Origin of the sequence: Flavobacterium sp. CFBP9031, from assembly GCF_034044945.1 — a bacterium.
GTDB lineage: Bacteria > Bacteroidota > Bacteroidia > Flavobacteriales > Flavobacteriaceae > Flavobacterium.
Map to the genome: position 1 here is coordinate 77730 of NZ_JAXCWF010000016.1, position 16576 is coordinate 94305.

Annotated in this window: 14 protein-coding genes; 10 read left to right on the forward strand and 4 right to left on the reverse strand. The window is 31.8% G+C overall.

Going from position 1 to position 16576, the window contains the following annotated elements:
• The first annotated feature begins 344 nt into the window (after positions 1 to 344).
• From SOM12_RS22175 to SOM12_RS22210, 8 genes are all read left to right on the forward strand, one after another.
• A complete protein-coding gene (locus SOM12_RS22175) occupies positions 345 to 713 on the forward strand; it encodes a BlaI/MecI/CopY family transcriptional regulator (protein ID WP_320495522.1) in 369 nt (122 codons plus the stop codon).
• A 7-nt stretch (positions 714 to 720) separates the two neighbouring features.
• The gene (locus tag SOM12_RS22180) at positions 721 to 2295 is read left to right on the forward strand and encodes a M56 family metallopeptidase (RefSeq protein ID WP_320495525.1); all 1575 of its coding nucleotides are present in this window, start codon (positions 721 to 723) and stop codon (positions 2293 to 2295) included.
• A 29-nt stretch (positions 2296 to 2324) separates the two neighbouring features.
• Entirely contained in the window at positions 2325 to 2693 is a 369-nt protein-coding gene (locus SOM12_RS22185; RefSeq protein WP_095931144.1) for a BlaI/MecI/CopY family transcriptional regulator, read from the forward strand.
• An 11-nt stretch (positions 2694 to 2704) separates the two neighbouring features.
• The gene (locus tag SOM12_RS22190) at positions 2705 to 4573 is read left to right on the forward strand and encodes a M56 family metallopeptidase (protein WP_320495527.1); all 1869 of its coding nucleotides are present in this window, start codon (positions 2705 to 2707) and stop codon (positions 4571 to 4573) included.
• Positions 4574 to 4578: 5 nt separating this feature from the next.
• On the forward strand, positions 4579 to 6018 hold the full coding sequence (locus tag SOM12_RS22195; protein WP_320495528.1) for a serine hydrolase domain-containing protein: 1440 nt from the start codon (positions 4579 to 4581) through the stop codon (positions 6016 to 6018).
• A 41-nt stretch (positions 6019 to 6059) separates the two neighbouring features.
• Positions 6060 to 7493: a serine hydrolase gene (locus tag SOM12_RS22200; RefSeq protein ID WP_320495531.1), complete on the forward strand. Its 1434-nt coding sequence runs from the start codon at positions 6060 to 6062 to the stop codon at positions 7491 to 7493.
• A gap of 82 nt (positions 7494 to 7575) precedes the next feature.
• Positions 7576 to 7719: an SsrA-binding protein gene (locus SOM12_RS22205; protein ID WP_095931140.1), complete on the forward strand. Its 144-nt coding sequence runs from the start codon at positions 7576 to 7578 to the stop codon at positions 7717 to 7719.
• 59 nt (positions 7720 to 7778) lie between these two features.
• A complete protein-coding gene (locus SOM12_RS22210) occupies positions 7779 to 8624 on the forward strand; it encodes a DMT family transporter (RefSeq protein WP_320495533.1) in 846 nt (281 codons plus the stop codon).
• Positions 8625 to 8707: 83 nt separating this feature from the next.
• Here SOM12_RS22210 and SOM12_RS22215 read toward each other — a convergent pair whose 3' ends face one another.
• A complete protein-coding gene (locus SOM12_RS22215; protein WP_250836226.1) occupies positions 8708 to 9262 on the reverse strand; it encodes a fasciclin domain-containing protein in 555 nt (184 codons plus the stop codon).
• A 213-nt stretch (positions 9263 to 9475) separates the two neighbouring features.
• On the opposite strand from SOM12_RS22215, the gene SOM12_RS22220 reads away from it, so the two are divergent.
• Entirely contained in the window at positions 9476 to 10003 is a 528-nt protein-coding gene (locus SOM12_RS22220; protein WP_095931137.1) for an ExbD/TolR family protein, read from the forward strand.
• Positions 10004 to 10115: 112 nt separating this feature from the next.
• On the opposite strand, the gene SOM12_RS22225 is transcribed toward SOM12_RS22220, so the two are convergent.
• The 3 genes from SOM12_RS22225 to SOM12_RS22235 all read right to left on the reverse strand — a co-directional run bounded on the left by SOM12_RS22225 (position 10116) and on the right by SOM12_RS22235 (position 15932).
• Positions 10116 to 12719 carry a DUF7619 domain-containing protein gene (locus SOM12_RS22225; RefSeq protein ID WP_320495536.1) on the reverse strand — a complete coding sequence of 868 codons (2604 nt, stop codon included), beginning with the start codon at positions 12717 to 12719 and terminating at the stop codon, positions 10116 to 10118.
• A gap of 124 nt (positions 12720 to 12843) precedes the next feature.
• Positions 12844 to 14622: a 30S ribosomal protein S1 gene (rpsA, locus tag SOM12_RS22230; protein ID WP_250836229.1), complete on the reverse strand. Its 1779-nt coding sequence runs from the start codon at positions 14620 to 14622 to the stop codon at positions 12844 to 12846.
• Between the two features lie 473 nt (positions 14623 to 15095).
• Complete coding sequence (locus SOM12_RS22235) at positions 15096 to 15932, reverse strand: hypothetical protein (protein ID WP_320495537.1); 837 nt, start codon at positions 15930 to 15932, stop codon at positions 15096 to 15098.
• A gap of 127 nt (positions 15933 to 16059) precedes the next feature.
• Here SOM12_RS22235 and SOM12_RS22240 point away from each other — a divergent pair, with 127 nt between their 5' ends.
• Positions 16060 to 16569 (forward strand): hypothetical protein, encoded by a 510-nt coding sequence (locus SOM12_RS22240; protein WP_320495538.1) that lies wholly within the window; start codon positions 16060 to 16062, stop codon positions 16567 to 16569.
• The last annotated feature ends 7 nt before the right edge of the window (positions 16570 to 16576 follow it).

The following is a 16576-nucleotide window of genomic DNA, read 5'->3' on the forward strand; positions in this document are numbered from 1 at the left end:
TTACAATTAATTGTCGTGAATATAAAATAATTAAATTTAATTTAACAAATAAAATATTAAAAAGCTTTTACACTAAAACTTTTACTACAATCGCAAATATAAATCCTTTCAATGGTTGTTGAAACGTGATGCTATATTTGGATCAAGAACGCTTTGACAAACGAGAAGACTTCTTTAAAAAACTTTTCACCTTTTAAATCCTTATAATTCAATTTATTACCATTAAATTTGAATAGCATTTCTGCGTTCAAAACTAAAACCAAACTTAATTTTTAGTTAAATAACTACTTTTATAGTTGTGTAACTAAAAAAATAGTTGTAGGTTTGAATTAAAATTAGAGAAGATGCAGAAGTTAACAAACAAAGAAGAAGAAATCATGGTGATTTTATGGAAGCTGAAAAAAGCTTTTGTAAAAGAAATCCAAGCCGAAATAACAGAAGATCAGCCACATTACAATACATTATCAACTATTGTGCGTAATCTGGAAGAAAAAGGATATGTTGGACACAATGCTTTTGGAAACACCCATCAATACTTTCCAATTGTAGCAATTGAAGATTACAGAAAAGGATTTATGAAAACTGCAATCGATAATTACTTCAATAGTTCTTATAAAAGTATGGTTTCCTTTTTTGCGAAAGAAGAAAAAATTTCAGCAGATGAATTGCGTGAAATTTTATCAATGATCGAAAATAAAAACGAAAAAAAATAATCAGTTTATGGAAGCAGTTTTCATTTACATCGCCAAATCAAGCAGCTTAATGCTAATGTTTTATTGTGCTTACTATTTTTTACTGCGCAAAGAAACATTTTTTAACAGCAACAGATGGTTTCTTTTATCTGGCTTGATAGTCTCAGTAATTTTACCATTATTGACTTACACAAAAGTAATTTGGATTGATGCTGCTCCTAATTTTGATACCAATATCCAAACAACATTAATAAATAACCCAGACAGCGAATCGGTAGAATTTAATTGGAACTATATTATTGTTGGCTTCTATGGAATTGGTCTTTTTGTTTTTCTTTTAAAACTGGCAATTGACTTTTATAGTTTGAATTCTATTATAAAAGGAAAAAAAATCAAACAACAAGCCGATTTCAAATTCGTAGATATCAACGAGAATATCGCGCCTTTCTCCTATTTCGAATATATTGTGTACAACTCATCACTTTACACAGCATCAGAATTAGAGAGCATTTTGGAACATGAAAAAGTGCACAGCGATCAAAACCATACTTTTGATGTATTGATTTCGAGAATCTTCAGTATCATTTTCTGGTTCAATCCGATTGTATGGCTTTACAAAAAGGCAATCACTCAAAATCTAGAGTTTATTGCTGATAGTGAAGCTTCTAAGAAACTTTCAGACAAAAAAGCATATCAATACACGCTTTTAAAAATAACAACACACGAAAATTGTGTTGCAATCACCAATCATTTTTATCAATCATTAATCAAAAAACGAATTGTCATGTTAAACAAAAATCAATCAAAAAAGTGGAATTCCTGGAAGTATTATCTTATGCTTCCTGCACTTGCCACATTTGTTTTATTATTTCAAGTTGAAGTAATTGCGAAAGAAAAACCACAAATTATAAAAGAAAACGATTCAAATATTGAATCTGTAGATGTTTTTAAAATCAGCAAAAATTCTACAGATGCTGAATTAAATGAAATCAAGAATAATTTGAAGAAAAACCACAATGTAAAATTTGAAATGTCTGAAGTTAAGAGAAATGATTCAGACCAACTAACATCTATTACAGTCGATATAAAGAAAGGAAAACAGCATTCAAAATCCATTCAAAATTCGGATAAAGCAATAAATGAATTCGGAGTAATTATTATTACTTATAAAAATGGGGATAAAAAAATAGGAATTCAGACTGTAAATAATTCTAATGACAAAGAACCTAAAAAAGCAATTAGCAATAAACTAAAAACCGAAACCAATGTTAACACTAATTCTAATACTAGTACAAAAACTAACAGTAATAGTAGTGCAAATTCTAGCACTACTGTAATTGTAGATAATGACAATAATACGGTTATTACTACTTCTTCTGATAAAGGAACATCTGTTGCTGTTTCAAATGGTGTAAAAACGAATTTGAAATTAGGTTTTCCGCTTGTAATTTTAGATGGAAAAGATATGCCTTCTGATTTTGATATGAACAGCCTTCCTCCTAGCACGATTAAATCGGTAAGAGTTTTCAAAAGCTTAGATGCTGTAGCTTTATTTGGCGAAAAAGGCGAGAATGGGATTGTCGAAATTAAAAGCAAAAAATAAAAAGTTTTAATCTTTTAAATCACTGAGAAATGCAAAAACTGACCAATAAAGAAGAAGAAATCATGCATATTTTATGGAAGCTGAAAAAAGCTTTTGTAAAAGAAATTCAAGCAGAGATTTTAGAAGATCAGCCACATTATAATACTTTGTCTACCATTGTTCGTAATCTGGAAGAAAAGGGATATGTTGCACATAATGCTTTTGGAAATACACATCAATATTATCCAGCTGTAAGCATCGAAGATTACAGAAAAGGGTTCATGAGCACTGCAATTGACAATTATTTTAATAGCTCATACAAAAGCATGGTTTCTTTTTTTGCTAAAGAAGAAAAAATCTCGGCAGACGAATTGCGTGAAATCTTAGACATGATCGAAAATCCAAAAGCAGGTAAGTAATCAAAATAGTTATGGAAGCACTTTTCATTTTTATCTTAAAATCAAGCGGGTTATTAGCAATGTTTTATTTTGCTTACATCTTTTTACTTCGCAAAGAAACTTTTTTTAACAGTAGCCGCTGGTTTTTAATTGCGGGATTAATCACTTCTGTGGTATTGCCTTTTGTAGTTTATACGAAAGTAATTTGGGTTGAAACGCCTCCAGCGCCAATGCCAGATCCAATAATTACAACTACAACAACGGATGTATCGAATATTCCAACTTCAAATCATGAAGCTGCTGTTTATGAGACTCCGTATAAGCCAACAACTGTTTCTGTTATTGAAGAAGAGAATTTTGTAATCAATTGGACTTTGGTCGCGGCTGTAGTTTACGCAATTGGCTTCTTAGGTTTCATGATCAAATTTGCGCTTGATTTTTACAGTCTGAATTCTGTTTTAAAAGGAAAAAAGATTGAACAGCAGGAAGATTTTAAATTTATCGATGTTAATGAAAATATAGCTCCTTTCTCTTATTTCGATTACATTGTATATAACTCATCACTATATACTTCGTCGGAATTGGAAAGTATTTTGGAGCACGAAAAAGTGCACAGCGATCAAAAGCATACCATTGATGTTTTGATTTCTAGAATCTTTTGCATTCTATTTTGGTTTAACCCAATTATCTGGCTTTATAAGAAAGCTATTCTTCAAAATCTTGAATTCATTGCAGATAGTGAAGCTTCTAAAAAAATTGCCGACAAAAAAGCGTATCAATACACACTTTTAAAAATCACAACACACGAAACTTGTGTTGCAATCACCAATCATTTTTATCAATCATTAATCAAAAAACGAATTGTCATGTTAAACAAAAATCAATCAAACAAAAGAAATTACTGGAAGTATTCGGCAGTAATACCTGCTCTTGGTGCGTTTGTTCTTTTATTTCAAATAAGAACCATTGCACAAGAAAAGAAACAGGCTGAAGTTGCCTCAATCCAAAGAGACACTGTTAAAGATACTGACCAAACAATCAAAATTACTAAAAACACGACTGATAAGGAATTAAATGAATTGCCAGGCCAATTAAAGGCAAATCATAATCTGGATGTCGAAATTTCGGATGTAAAAAGAAATACCAAAGAAGAATTGACTGGGATTCAAATCAAAGTAAAATCGGATTCTGGAAAAAAACAAATGATCAGAATTGACGGAGACGAAGCTATTAAAGACTGCGAATTGGCAATTGGAACAAACGAAAACGGATCAAAGGCTATTGTAATTAATACCGATGGAAATTTCAGAACACCAATGATTATCAAAAATAATAAAGTTATTGTTCGCACTTTTGGCAATGGAGAATCTGATGTTGTAGCTCCTGCACCTCCAACTCCACCAGCATTTCCTTCAGGACCAATGCCTCCTGTTCCAGCAATTGATATGTCAAAAATGCCAAAACCTCCTGTTGCTCCAAAAAATCCAAAAGATAAAGTAGCAATGGCTAAATTTGAAAAAGACATGGAAGCATTTGGAAAACAGATGGAAGCGTTTGAGCCTCAAATGAAAGAATACGAAAAGCAAATTGAAGCTATCATGTCGCAAAGAGCAGAAGTTTATGAGAAAGAAATGGCGAAATATGAAATTGCTATGGAAAAATTCAGCGCAAACATGGAAAAGTTCAACTACGACTTTAATTTCAAATTCGGAGACGATTCTAAAGACTATGAAAACAGCATGAAACAATACGAGCAAGACATGAAGCAGTATGAACTTGATATGAAACAACATGCTAAAGATATGAAGCAACATGAAAAAAACATGAAACAACATGAAAAAGACATGAAGCAGCGTGAAAAAGAGATGAAAGAAATGGAAAAGCAGAATAAAAAAGCTTAATCCTGATGAGAGCCTTTCTTACCGTCTCTTTACTATTCGTTCTTAATTTATCTTTTGGTCAAAAAAAAGCTGACAAATCAACAGAACAAAAAATTGACCATTACATAAAAGAAGTAATAGCAATTAATGAAATTCCCGGTGTGGCATTGGCAGTAATAAAAGATGGTAAAATTGTTTATGAAAAATATTTTGGCAAAGCTTCTATAGAAGATAATAAAGCAGTGGATAAAAACACTGCTTTTAAAATATTTTCAACTACCAAATTAATTACCAATGTTGGGATATTTCAACTTATTCAACAAGGAAAATTATCTCTTGAAGACCCTATTTCAAAATATTTAGAAAATACACCAAAAGAATGGCAAGACGTAAAAATTAAAAACTTGCTTTCTCATTCTTCTGGACTTCCTGATGTTGTTAGGTTTGAAGAAATTCCGATAACGGCACCACTTGACGAAAAAATAGCTTTACTTTCTCAAAAAACAATGGATTTTAAAACAGGAAATCAATATCGTTACAATCAAACCAATTATTTATTTCTGGCTAAAATTATCGAAAGAATTACGGGTTTGACGTTTGAAGAATATATTTTACAAAATCAGTTTCCTTCTGTAAAATCAGGCGTTTATTTTTCGTCCAATTTTGGCGAAACGGCACTCAACAGTGCTTCTAGATACAACTATGATGATAAAACAAAAAAGTACGTTAAAAGCACTTCAAACTTTGGCACCGACGCTCATTCTGCAAACGGCTTAAATATTTCTTTACCAAATTTTATTCGCTGGAATCAAAATCTTGATAAAGGCGTTTATCTTCAAAAAGAAACCCAATACGATATGTGGAAACCGTTTCCGTTTGCCAACACCACAGATCGTTTTGCTTTCGGCTGGGAAATTGTACCGGTTAATAATGTCCTTTCATACGGCTTTACTGGTGGCAATGAAACTGCTTTTAGAAAATTTACGGATCGTGATTTAACGATAATCTTTTTATCCAATGGGCATAAATATTCGGGCTTATATGTACAAAGTCAAGTAATTAATCATGTGGCTTCGATTGTAGATAAAACACTTACAGATGAATTTTTACTAGCTGGAGAAAAAATCAATCAGAATTTTTTAAAATTAGATTTTACAAAAGCGCAACAGAATTATTTAGCCATAAAAAAGAATCATCCAGATTGGGACTTTGAATATCGACTAAATGTTATTGGCTATACATTAATGGATCATGGAAGATTACATGACGGAATAAAAGTCTTAGAGCTTAATGCAAAAGAGAATCCGAAATCTGGAAACGCATTTGATAGTTTGGCTGATGGCTATTTTAGAAATAATGAATTGGCACTTTCGAAAGAAAACTATCAAAAAGCATTATCTCTTTCTCCCGATAACAATAATGCAAAAGAAATGCTGGAGAAAATCAACACAATGTTAGCGAAGTAATCTATACTTCTCTTTAATAAATGAAAAACATATTTACTAAAATGAAAAAGCTCATTATACTTCTGTTTTTATGTTTTAGCTTTTCAATTCTAGCGCAGAAGAATACTGCTGAAAAAAGTACTTTTATTGCTATGGACAAAACAGCTTCGCTTTTAATAGGAAAGTCAAAAGCTAATTCTATTTCAATTGGAGTGGTTAAGAATGGAAAAATCTATACGAGACATTACGGCGAAATTGATAAGGGAAAAGAAAATATTGCGAACAACAATACTGTTTTTGAAGTTGCTTCTATAACGAAACTATTTACAGGTTTACTGACGGCGCAAGCGGTTTTGGAAGGAAAATTGAATCCAGACGATGATATTAGAAAATATATTACAGGCTCTTATCCAAACTTAGAATATAACGGAACTCCAATCACTATTAAAGATTTGGTTTCTTTTAGAACTGGTTTTGACAAAGATCTTCCAGATACTGCCGAATTAAGAAAAAACAGAAACGATAGTAGCTATTTGGCTTTTAAAAAGATGGATGAAATGTATAGTCGTGAGAAGTTTTTTGAAGATCTTACAACTATAAAATTAGACACTTTACCAGGAACAAAATTCAAGTACAGCAACGGAAGTCTTAATCTTACGGCTCATATTTTAGAAAACGTTTATGGAAAAAGCTATGAAACGCTTTTGAAAGAAAACATTTTTTCAAAACTTGACATGCAGTCAAGCGGTATAAATTTAAGTCCAAATACTGTTATTGCAAACGGCTATAATCTAAAAGGCATTCTAATGCCAAACATTTCAGACAATCTTTGGGGCGTCGCTGGAATGCTAAAATCTACTTTAGGTGATTTGACTAAATTTATTGCTTATGAGCTTAATACAAAAAGTAAAATTGTTCAAGAATCACAACGAAACCTGTTAAATAACCCAACAACTTGGAACGGTTATTTCTGGGATTATATTCAAGTAGATGAAAATGGAAAAAACTGCTGGAAACACGGCGGTGCTTTTGGAACTCAAAATATGCTGGTTGTTTATCCTGAACGTCAATTAGGAATTTCAATCATTGTAAATATAAGTGATGAAAATACCGGCAATGCACTTGGTGAAGCCATTACAAGACTCTCTAATGATTTATTGAGTGAAAACAAAAAACAAGCAGGCCTTTACGGTTACAAGATCGTCAACGATAATGTTGTATTTGTTTACGAACATGATAAGAATTTAGATCCGAATTTGGTTAAAAGCGTTTCCATAGCGGGTTCTTTTGACCAATGGAATCCAAATGACCAGAATTTTCAAATGATTCAGAAAAACAAAAACACATTTGAATTATCAGTCCCAAAATCGAAATTTGAAAAAAATAAAACACATCTTTTCAAATTTGTCATCAATAAAACGGGATGGATGGAAGCTCCCAAAAATGCCATAAATCGTGAAACCGAAGGCGACGAAAATCTGATTCTCAAAATTTAAATACTTTTACATTTTACTACCCAAAAGACTTTGCCTCAAACACAAAGTCTTTTTTTTATATCTTTGAACAAACAAATCTACTATGTATAAATTATTAGCTAAACTAAATAAACTACTTTTGCCAAGCTTTACCAAAAAAGGTCTAGATATTTCTAAGGCTACGAAATGGCAAATGGCTATTATTGGTTACCGCGCCTATGTTACAAAAAGAGCATTGGACAATTAATTTAGAATACATTTTATTATCCGACAGCAATTATTTTTTATGATTCTGTCTTATTTTTTATGAAAAACCGAGAATTCAGCCTTCCTCCTGTTCCAGCAGTATTATTAGCTATTATTAGTGTTCAATGTGGGGCTGCTATTGCCAAAACACTATTTCCTACAATCGGCGCAGCTGGTACGGCATCTATGCGTATTGGTATTTCGGCGTTAATTTTATTACTGGCTTACAGACCAAATCTAAAAGCGATAACTCCGCAACAATGGAAAATTGTAATTCCGTATGGTCTGTCGTTAGGGGCCATGAATTTAATTTTTTATCTCGCAATAGAAAAAATTCCAATTGGTTTAGCGGTAACTTTAGAGTTTGTTGGTCCTTTAATACTCGCTATAGCAGGTTCAAAACGTTTGGTTGATTATTGTTGGGTGATGCTGGCTGCAATTGGTATTTTATTAATTGCACCATGGACAAACGATCGCTTAGATCCTATCGGAATTATATGCGCGCTTCTCGCTGGAGCATTCTGGAGTGCTTATATTGTTTTAGGAGGTAAAATTTCGAAAATAATGAATGATGGAGATGCCGTTACAACCGGAATGCTGTTTGCGGCGATTTTAGTCTTGCCTTTTGGTTTTATAGAAAGCGGATTAAACAATCTTACACCAAAATTATTCGGAATGGGTGTTGCTCTTGCGCTTTTGTCTAGTGCGATTCCGTTTACTTTAGAAATGAAGGCTTTAGGAAAACTTCCACCCCGCACTTTTAGCATATTAATGAGTCTAGAACCAGCAGCAGCTTCTATTTGCGCTTTTATATTTCTTCAAGAAAATTTAAACTTCTACGAAATTCTAGCTGTACTTTGTGTTATAATTGCTTCTGCAGGAAGTACATTAACCGCTAAAAAATAATCTTGGAAAAATCTCAAAATAAAAATTCCAAATTCCAATTTAAGCTTGGAATTTGGAATTTTTTTTTTGGAATTTGAAACTACTTATTTTTTCGGAAGCAAAACAGCATCTATTACATGAATTACACCATTTGACTGATTAACATCTGCAATGGTCACTTTTGCTTTACTGCCATTTTCGTCAGTAATATATAGATCTTTACCTTTCATCCATGCCGTAAGAGTTCCACCGCTTACTGTTTTAATTGTTGCTTTCCCTTTTCCGTCTTTTATTGCTTTTGCAATATCAGCAGAACTCCATTTTCCTGCTGCTACATGATAAGTCAGGATATTTTGAAGCATTTTTTTATTCTCTGGTTTCAATAACGTCTCTACAGTTCCTTTTGGCAATTTATCAAAAGCGGCATTAGTTGGAGCAAAAACAGTAAACGGACCTGCCCCTTTTAATGTTTCAACTAAATCGGCTGCCTTTACTGCTGCTACTAATGTGGTGTGATCTTTTGAATTAACTGCATTTTCGATAATATTTTTATTCGGATACATCGCTGCTCCACCAACCATTACTGATTTTTGTGCATTTGATGTAAATGCAAATCCTAAAGCTAAAACTGCAAGAGCTAAAAATTTTCTAGTTTTCATATTTATTGTTTTTAAGTTATAAATTCATTTACGTCGATATATTTGTTTTGGTTTTAATATAAATGAAAATAATTAAAACGAATATTGAAAAATCATCAATTTACACTGAGAAACAATCTTTTAAAACAAAATAAAAGTTTTGATTATTTTTAATACCTTAATAGTTTTTGCTTTCTTTTTATCGTTAAATTTAAATTCCAAAACCTATTTACTATGAAAAATTTACCTCAAAAAGTTAGAAGTAGAAAATTAAATACAAGAGTAGATTTAACTGCAATGGTTAGCGTCTCTTTTTTACTGATCATTTTTTTTATGGTCACAATAGAATTACGAAAAAACAAAGCTATGGCTTTAAGTCTGCCAGATTATGATTCGCGTACATGTGGTTGGAGAGGTGGCTGCGGAGAAAACCGATCTTATACAATTTTACTGGGAGATGATAATAAATTAGTGTCTTATATGGGATTACTAGAAATACCCAAAGTTGCTCCTAAAAAGTTTGGATACGGAAAGGACGGAATAAGAGAAGAGCTTCTAAAACAAAACAAAAACATGCTTAATTATTCTGCTCAATTAGGAAGACCAGGACGAGGAATGGTTGTTATTATTAAACCAAGTAAAAAATCTAACTTTAAAAATCTAGTTGATATATTAGATGAAATGGCAATTGCAGATATAAGTACATATGTAATTGTAAATGATTTTACACCAGAAGAATCTAAATTATTAGCTTTAAAATAAAAAATCACTTTCAAAAAGGTTCTCGACTCCGCTCGAACTGACAAACGAAACAAACTTGAAACCTGAAACCTGAAACAAATAAAAAGTCCCACATTACTGTGGGACTTTCTATTTAAATCTTAATGAATTTCATACTTGAACTTCCTTTATCTGATTTTACTCTTATAAAGTAATTACCCGTTTTCAGCTTGGAAATATCAATATTTGAGGTTGTTTTTGCGTTTGGAATGGCTATTATTAATTGACCTAAAATATCATAAATCTCAAAAGATTGCACATTAATATTCTCATTCTGAGAAATATTTAAAATTTGATCTGATGGATTTGGATATAAAACCAAATATCTAGAAAAATTAAAATCTTGGGTCGTCAAAGTGCTTTTAAATGTAGAAGTTGCTGTATTGGTTAAAATTGGAAAATTATAATCGAAGTAAATATTTGCTTCGTTTGTAAATGAATCTCCAACAACAAGTGTTGGTTTGGTTTTAATTTTAAAAGCTACATAACCGTCATTATTGGCATCATCAAAAGGAAGATTAATATTTTCAAAAATAAACTCTATCTTATTTCCTCCAGAAATTTTAGTTACAAAAGGATGGCTAGAACTCGTTGGAATTAGCGTTGAAATATCAAACTTTGATAAATCAATGATGTCTTTTATAACGATATTTTGCGCTTGATAACTTCCTGTGTTTTCAAAACGAATCAAATAATGCACAAACTCACCTATTAATTCTGAAGTAATAACTGAGCCTTCCAAACAGGTTTTATCATTCGGATCATAAGATCCTACAACTGTTTGATTGAAGCCAAATGAATTGTCTTTAGGGGTTTCATCTGCATTTGAAGATACTATGGTTGCTGTATATGCCAATATATCACCATTATTTACAGCTGGAGTAGCTGTCGGAGCATTTACTTTAATGGTAAATGTGATTTCTCTGGACTCAAAAGGTTTAATATTTGTAAAATTCCATGATAAATTATTTGTACTCTGAGTATTTACAGCTGGATTTGATGCGATAAAATCCAAAACAGAATCATTAAAACTTAAATTCACTGATCCAGATTCTGCTATATTACCTTTGTTTTTATAAATAATTTTATATGATGCCTCAAATCCTGGTCTAGCTGGATTGATTGGTATAACGACTATTTCTAAGTCTGAATGTATACCATTTGGTGTAATACAAAAATTTTGATTCAACGGACTTGTCTGTGATGGAAAGTCAACATTTATAGCTGATGGCGTAATCGCAAAATAAGTAGGATTTTCTAAAACAGGTGTTATAGAATGCGTTCCTGTTGGCAAGGCAATAGAATAATTATTTCCATTGGCTATATAACTTGAAGTATCAGTTCCATTAGATATATTAAGCTTTAAATTTGGCAAATTTAAATCTTGAGTATCACAGCCGTTATTATCTGCGTCTATTTTATTATCCCCAGAAACAATAAAATATTGCCCTACTGGATTAAATGAGCAATAGGCATTTACACTGCAATTGGTATACCCATAATTATTTAAAAGACTTTGAACTTGCGACAATTGACTTTCATCTGCACAAACATATAACAAATTTGGATTTTCAGAAAAATTTAAATTTTTAGCTTCGTTATTGCCATTTCTTATATACAAAAAGTTAAGCTCATTGTTTGAGCAGTTAAGCTCTTCTAATTCACCTAAATCACTTACATCCAACATTTTCAATTGGTTGTAAGAACACTCCAATTTTGTTAGACTTGCTAATTGCGTTAAATCTAAAGCTGTAAGCTTATTATTTATACATCTAAAACCTTTAAGCTTTGGCAGTCCATTTATATTTAAATATTGCAATTGATTACTACTGCAATTTACATATTCGAGTTTTTCTAAACCATTCAAATTTAATGATGAAATAGCATTTCCATCACAATAAAGCTCAATAAGATTGGCTGAACCGCTTACATTAAGGCTCATTATTTGATTAGAAAAACACTGTAAATAACCCAGATTAGTTAATCCATTAAGATCTAATTGTAACAGTTTATTATAAGTACATGATAATGAAAAAAGTTTTGTTAAGCCATTCACTTTTAGTGATGTCAACAGATTACCACCGCATTCTAAAGATTCTAAATTTGTTAAACTTCTGACATCTAATTCAGCCAATTGATTTCCTCCGCAATATAACTTTTTAAGTGCAGTTAAACCTTGAAGGTTTAAGGTAGTCAATTTATTATTTGAAGCCGCAATTTCAGTCAAACTAACTGCCCCATTTAAGTTTAATGTCTCTAGTTTTGGATTTCCTGTACATTGAACATATTTCAAATTAGTTAGTCCATCAGCTATTATAGTGGTTAACTCTGGTAAATTTTCAATTTGTAAATATTGTTTGTTTTGAATATTAGAATACTTTAAATAAACTAATTTCTTTAGAAAATTAAAATCAACATCTGTCATAATTGGATTGTCACTACAATTTAAAAATTGAAGATTGGCAAAACTTTCTAATCCTTGTAATGAAATGACATTAGAGTTGCTAATATCTAAATAAGTAGTATTTAACGCTTCGCTGATTTCAATTTCCGAATTGGAGTTGGTATTTACAGGAGATGACAGCAATTTAATTTTAAGATTAAAATCCTGAAAAGAAACAAATTGTGCATTTGCACCATTAAAAAAGCATAAAGCCAAAACAAAAAAGTAGAGTTTTTTCATATGTGGTATTTTCATACAAAAATAACTTTTTAAGATAATAACACAACTTTATTTGTTAAAGTTTTCTAAATAAAATAAAATTTGAGCAAAAAAAAAGTCCCACATTACTGTGGGACTCCTATTTATAAAAAGCTAAGAATTATTTTTTCTCAGTTTTTTCCATTTTAGCTTTTAATGCAGCTAATACATCATTGTTATCTCCTAAAGTTGCAGCTGGTGCATTTGTAGAAGATGCAGATGAAGTATTTTCAGTTGCAGCTTTCACGTTTTTCTCTTCTTCTTCTCTGAAGATAGCAGTGTGAGAAGCAACTACTCTTTTGAATTCTTTGTTGAATTCAATTACTTTGAAATCAGCAGTATCACCTTTTTTCAATTTCTTTCCGTCTTCTTTTTCAAGGTGACGAGTAGGAATGAAAGCAACGATATCATCTCCGAATTCTACAGTAGCTCCTTTGTCAACGATTTCAGAAATCTCACCGTTGTGGATAGTTCCTACAGCGAAAGAATCTTCGTATTGATCCCAAGGATTAGCAGTAGTTTGTTTGTGACCTAAAGATAATTTACGTCCTTCAACATCTAACTCTAATACAACAACATCAAGTTTTTCACCAACGTTTACAAACTCAGATGGGTGTTTAATTTTCTTAGTCCAAGATAAGTCAGAGATGTAGATTAATCCATCAATTCCTTCTTCTAATTCCACGAAAATACCAAAGTTTGTAAAGTTTCTAACGATACCTGTATGTTTAGAACCTACTGGGTATTTAGAAGTAATGTCAGTCCATGGATCTTGAGTCAATTGTTTGATACCTAATGACATCTTACGATCATCTCTGTCAAGAGTTAAGATAACTGCCTCAACAACATCTCCAACTTTCACGAAGTCCTGAGCAGAACGTAAGTGAGTTGACCATGACATTTCAGAAACGTGGATTAAACCTTCAACACCTTCAGCAACTTCGATAAATGCACCGTAATCAGCGATTACAACTACTTTACCTTTAACTTTGTCACCAACAGTTAAGTTAGCATCTAAAGCATCCCATGGGTGAGCGTTTAATTGTTTCAATCCTAATTGAATTCTTGTTTTCTCATCATCGAAATCAAGGATTACAACGTTTAATTTTTGGTCTAATTCAAGAACTTCACTTGGGTGGTTGATTCTACTCCAAGAAAGGTCAGTAATGTGAATTAATCCGTCAACACCACCTAAGTCAATGAACACACCATAAGAAGTAATGTTTTTAACAACACCTTCTAATACTTGTCCTTTTTGTAATTGACCGATGATCTCTTTTTTCTGTACTTCAATATCAGCCTCGATAAGCGCTTTATGAGATACAACAACGTTTTTGAATTCGTGGTTGATTTTTACCACTTTGAATTCCATCATTTTGTTTACATATACATCGTAGTCTCTAATTGGCTTAACGTCAATTTGAGATCCAGGTAAGAACGCTTCGATTCCGAAAACGTCAACAATCATACCTCCTTTAGTTCTACATTTAACAAAACCGTTAACGATTTCTCCAGTTTCATTAGCTGCAATAACTCTATCCCAAGATTTGATAGTACGTGCTTTTCTGTGAGATAATACTAATTGACCTGTTTTATCCTCACGGATGTCGATTAATACTTCTACTTTGTCACCTACTTTTAAGTTTGGGTTGTAACGGAATTCATTTAAAGAAATAACACCTTCAGATTTAGCATTGATATCAACGATAACGTCTCTATCTGTAATTCTAACAACAACTCCTTCAACTACTTCTTCTTGATCTGTAGCGATGAAAGTTTTAGATACTAGTTCTTCAAACTCTTGTAAGTTTTTTTCATCTACTGCATCAATTCCTTCTTGGAAGTTATGCCAGTTAAAATTTGCTAAAAACTCTTCTTGTGATTTTAATTGTTCAGACATGCTGATAAAAAAATTTGTATTCTGTTTTTCTCGAGTTTCTCTATGCGATAGAAAATACAGAAGTTGTTTTACATAAATGGTTGATTCCTAATAGAAACTCTTCTCTGCCAAAAGGACTGCAAAATTAATACATTTTTCTGAATTAACAAAACAAAACCGATATGATTATCAGCCATTTGTTTAAGAAGCAGAAGAATTTATGTTTTCAAGACGTTCAGTCCCGCTATCCGTTGCAATCTTTTGTGCCGAACCCCGTCACAAAAGGATTTCCACTTCTATCGGGGCTAGGTTAGAAGCTGTATTGTTTTCAACAGCCATATTTGTCAGGTTGAGCGCAGGCAAAACCCTTTCTTCCTAAAAATACTATGCATAGCTACCTTTGTTTAAGTTTGAAGCTTAACAAGGACTTGATCCGTAAATAAAACAAACATGACAGGTTTTAAATCTTTCGGATTTATGATCATTTACAATCTTTAAAATTCCATTAAACTTTTAAGTTTTGCAAACGAATCATGAATCATTCTCAGAACATTTTCCTGTTCTAATGGAGTTGAACTTTCATATAACAAAAACAAAATAAACAGCATCAACAATACAAAGAACAATACCATAAGCACATTAACAAATATTGACTTTGGATAAAAAGTATAATCCTTGATATTGATTGAGTTTGCAATAAAAATCCAAGGATTTATTGTAAGGTCAGGCCTGTAATGCGCTAAACCCAATAAAAATGCCCGGATCAAATCTTCTCGATTAATATAAATGCCGCTAAAAAGATGACTGGAAGTAAAATATTCGCTGTGTATTATTTCTTTTTCATTTACTTTAATCCTCCAAAAAAGTTTCGTTACAATACCTCCTTCCGACCTGCCTCCTCTTGAATTATAAGCCAAACAATCAATATCAAATTTTGCGATATAAATTCCTTTTTGTTCTCCTAAGAGTCTTTCTGTAAATTGACTCCACAACAACTCATTCACAATCGTATTATTGAATCTGTTAAAGTAATGAACTCCATTTTCATCTATTATAGTAGTGATGTATCGTTTACTTCTTTCATAGACTACCTTATAAATAAAAAAGCCAATTGCACTGGCAATGGATAATACCAAAACAATTAAGCCTAAAATCTCTTTTCCAGACATTAAAGGTTCTGTAAGTAATTCTACTATCAAATAAATGATCAGACAAACTCCTGCTAAGACCAGCAACAGAAGAAAAACACCAGTAGTAAAACCCCAAAATGCATTAGAAATCGAACGTACAGCACGAAATGGAGGAAGAGAATTCTTGTAGTGAGATAACATATTGCAATTTTAAAAGCAAATATACAATGCTTAAATTATAAACAAAAACCTACAAAAAAAAACTTTGCTTCCCAAATTAAATGTAAATTTATCTATAACTTTAATTCCTTATTATAATCTTATAACCATGACACTTGATGAAATAAAAATAAAAATAAAGACTTTGCATGAAAAAGGACAAGTTATCAATGCTGTTTATTGGTTATTAAAAAAGTATAATCTCAAAAATGCTAACTTAAAAGGATTTGAGTTTAGAGAAAGCGCCAAACCAGATTTTATCCTCATGACAACTGAAGGAGATTTTGGGAAACCTCAAATCATTCGAATACCTGAAAACACCTTCGAATTTCAGTTAGAATTAATGCTTGTTTTAATCACTCACGAAATGGTTCACGTCAATCAAAAGACAATAAAACCTTATGTTTTAGATAAAAATGAACGAGAATGGCAAGCTTATTACGAAATGAACTTTCATATTCAGTTTCCGCAAATTCCGGAAATATCCAACTTTCACAAAAAATTCTTCGCCAATAAAGGTCTTGAATATTACAGCCGAATGGGTGAAGGTTCCGAGCTCCAACAAAAATATGCAGAACAAAAAAGGCAAGTAGAAGATCTGATTGCTTCTCTAAAATAAGTTTTCT

Coding starts and splice junctions, on each gene's coding strand:
- SOM12_RS22225 (WP_320495536.1), bottom strand. CDS start 12,719: ATGAAAATACCACATATGAAAAAACTCTACTTTTTTGTTTTGGCTTTA.
- SOM12_RS22210 (WP_320495533.1), top strand. CDS start 7,779: ATGAAAAACCGAGAATTCAGCCTTCCTCCTGTTCCAGCAGTATTATTA.
- SOM12_RS22195 (WP_320495528.1), top strand. CDS start 4,579: ATGAGAGCCTTTCTTACCGTCTCTTTACTATTCGTTCTTAATTTATCT.
- SOM12_RS22215 (WP_250836226.1), bottom strand. CDS start 9,262: ATGAAAACTAGAAAATTTTTAGCTCTTGCAGTTTTAGCTTTAGGATTT.
- SOM12_RS22200 (WP_320495531.1), top strand. CDS start 6,060: ATGAAAAAGCTCATTATACTTCTGTTTTTATGTTTTAGCTTTTCAATT.
- SOM12_RS22205 (WP_095931140.1), top strand. CDS start 7,576: ATGTATAAATTATTAGCTAAACTAAATAAACTACTTTTGCCAAGCTTT.
- SOM12_RS22235 (WP_320495537.1), bottom strand. CDS start 15,932: ATGTTATCTCACTACAAGAATTCTCTTCCTCCATTTCGTGCTGTACGT.
- SOM12_RS22180 (WP_320495525.1), top strand. CDS start 721: ATGGAAGCAGTTTTCATTTACATCGCCAAATCAAGCAGCTTAATGCTA.
- SOM12_RS22190 (WP_320495527.1), top strand. CDS start 2,705: ATGGAAGCACTTTTCATTTTTATCTTAAAATCAAGCGGGTTATTAGCA.
- SOM12_RS22175 (WP_320495522.1), top strand. CDS start 345: ATGCAGAAGTTAACAAACAAAGAAGAAGAAATCATGGTGATTTTATGG.
- SOM12_RS22185 (WP_095931144.1), top strand. CDS start 2,325: ATGCAAAAACTGACCAATAAAGAAGAAGAAATCATGCATATTTTATGG.
- SOM12_RS22240 (WP_320495538.1), top strand. CDS start 16,060: ATGACACTTGATGAAATAAAAATAAAAATAAAGACTTTGCATGAAAAA.
- rpsA (WP_250836229.1), bottom strand. CDS start 14,622: ATGTCTGAACAATTAAAATCACAAGAAGAGTTTTTAGCAAATTTTAAC.
- SOM12_RS22220 (WP_095931137.1), top strand. CDS start 9,476: ATGAAAAATTTACCTCAAAAAGTTAGAAGTAGAAAATTAAATACAAGA.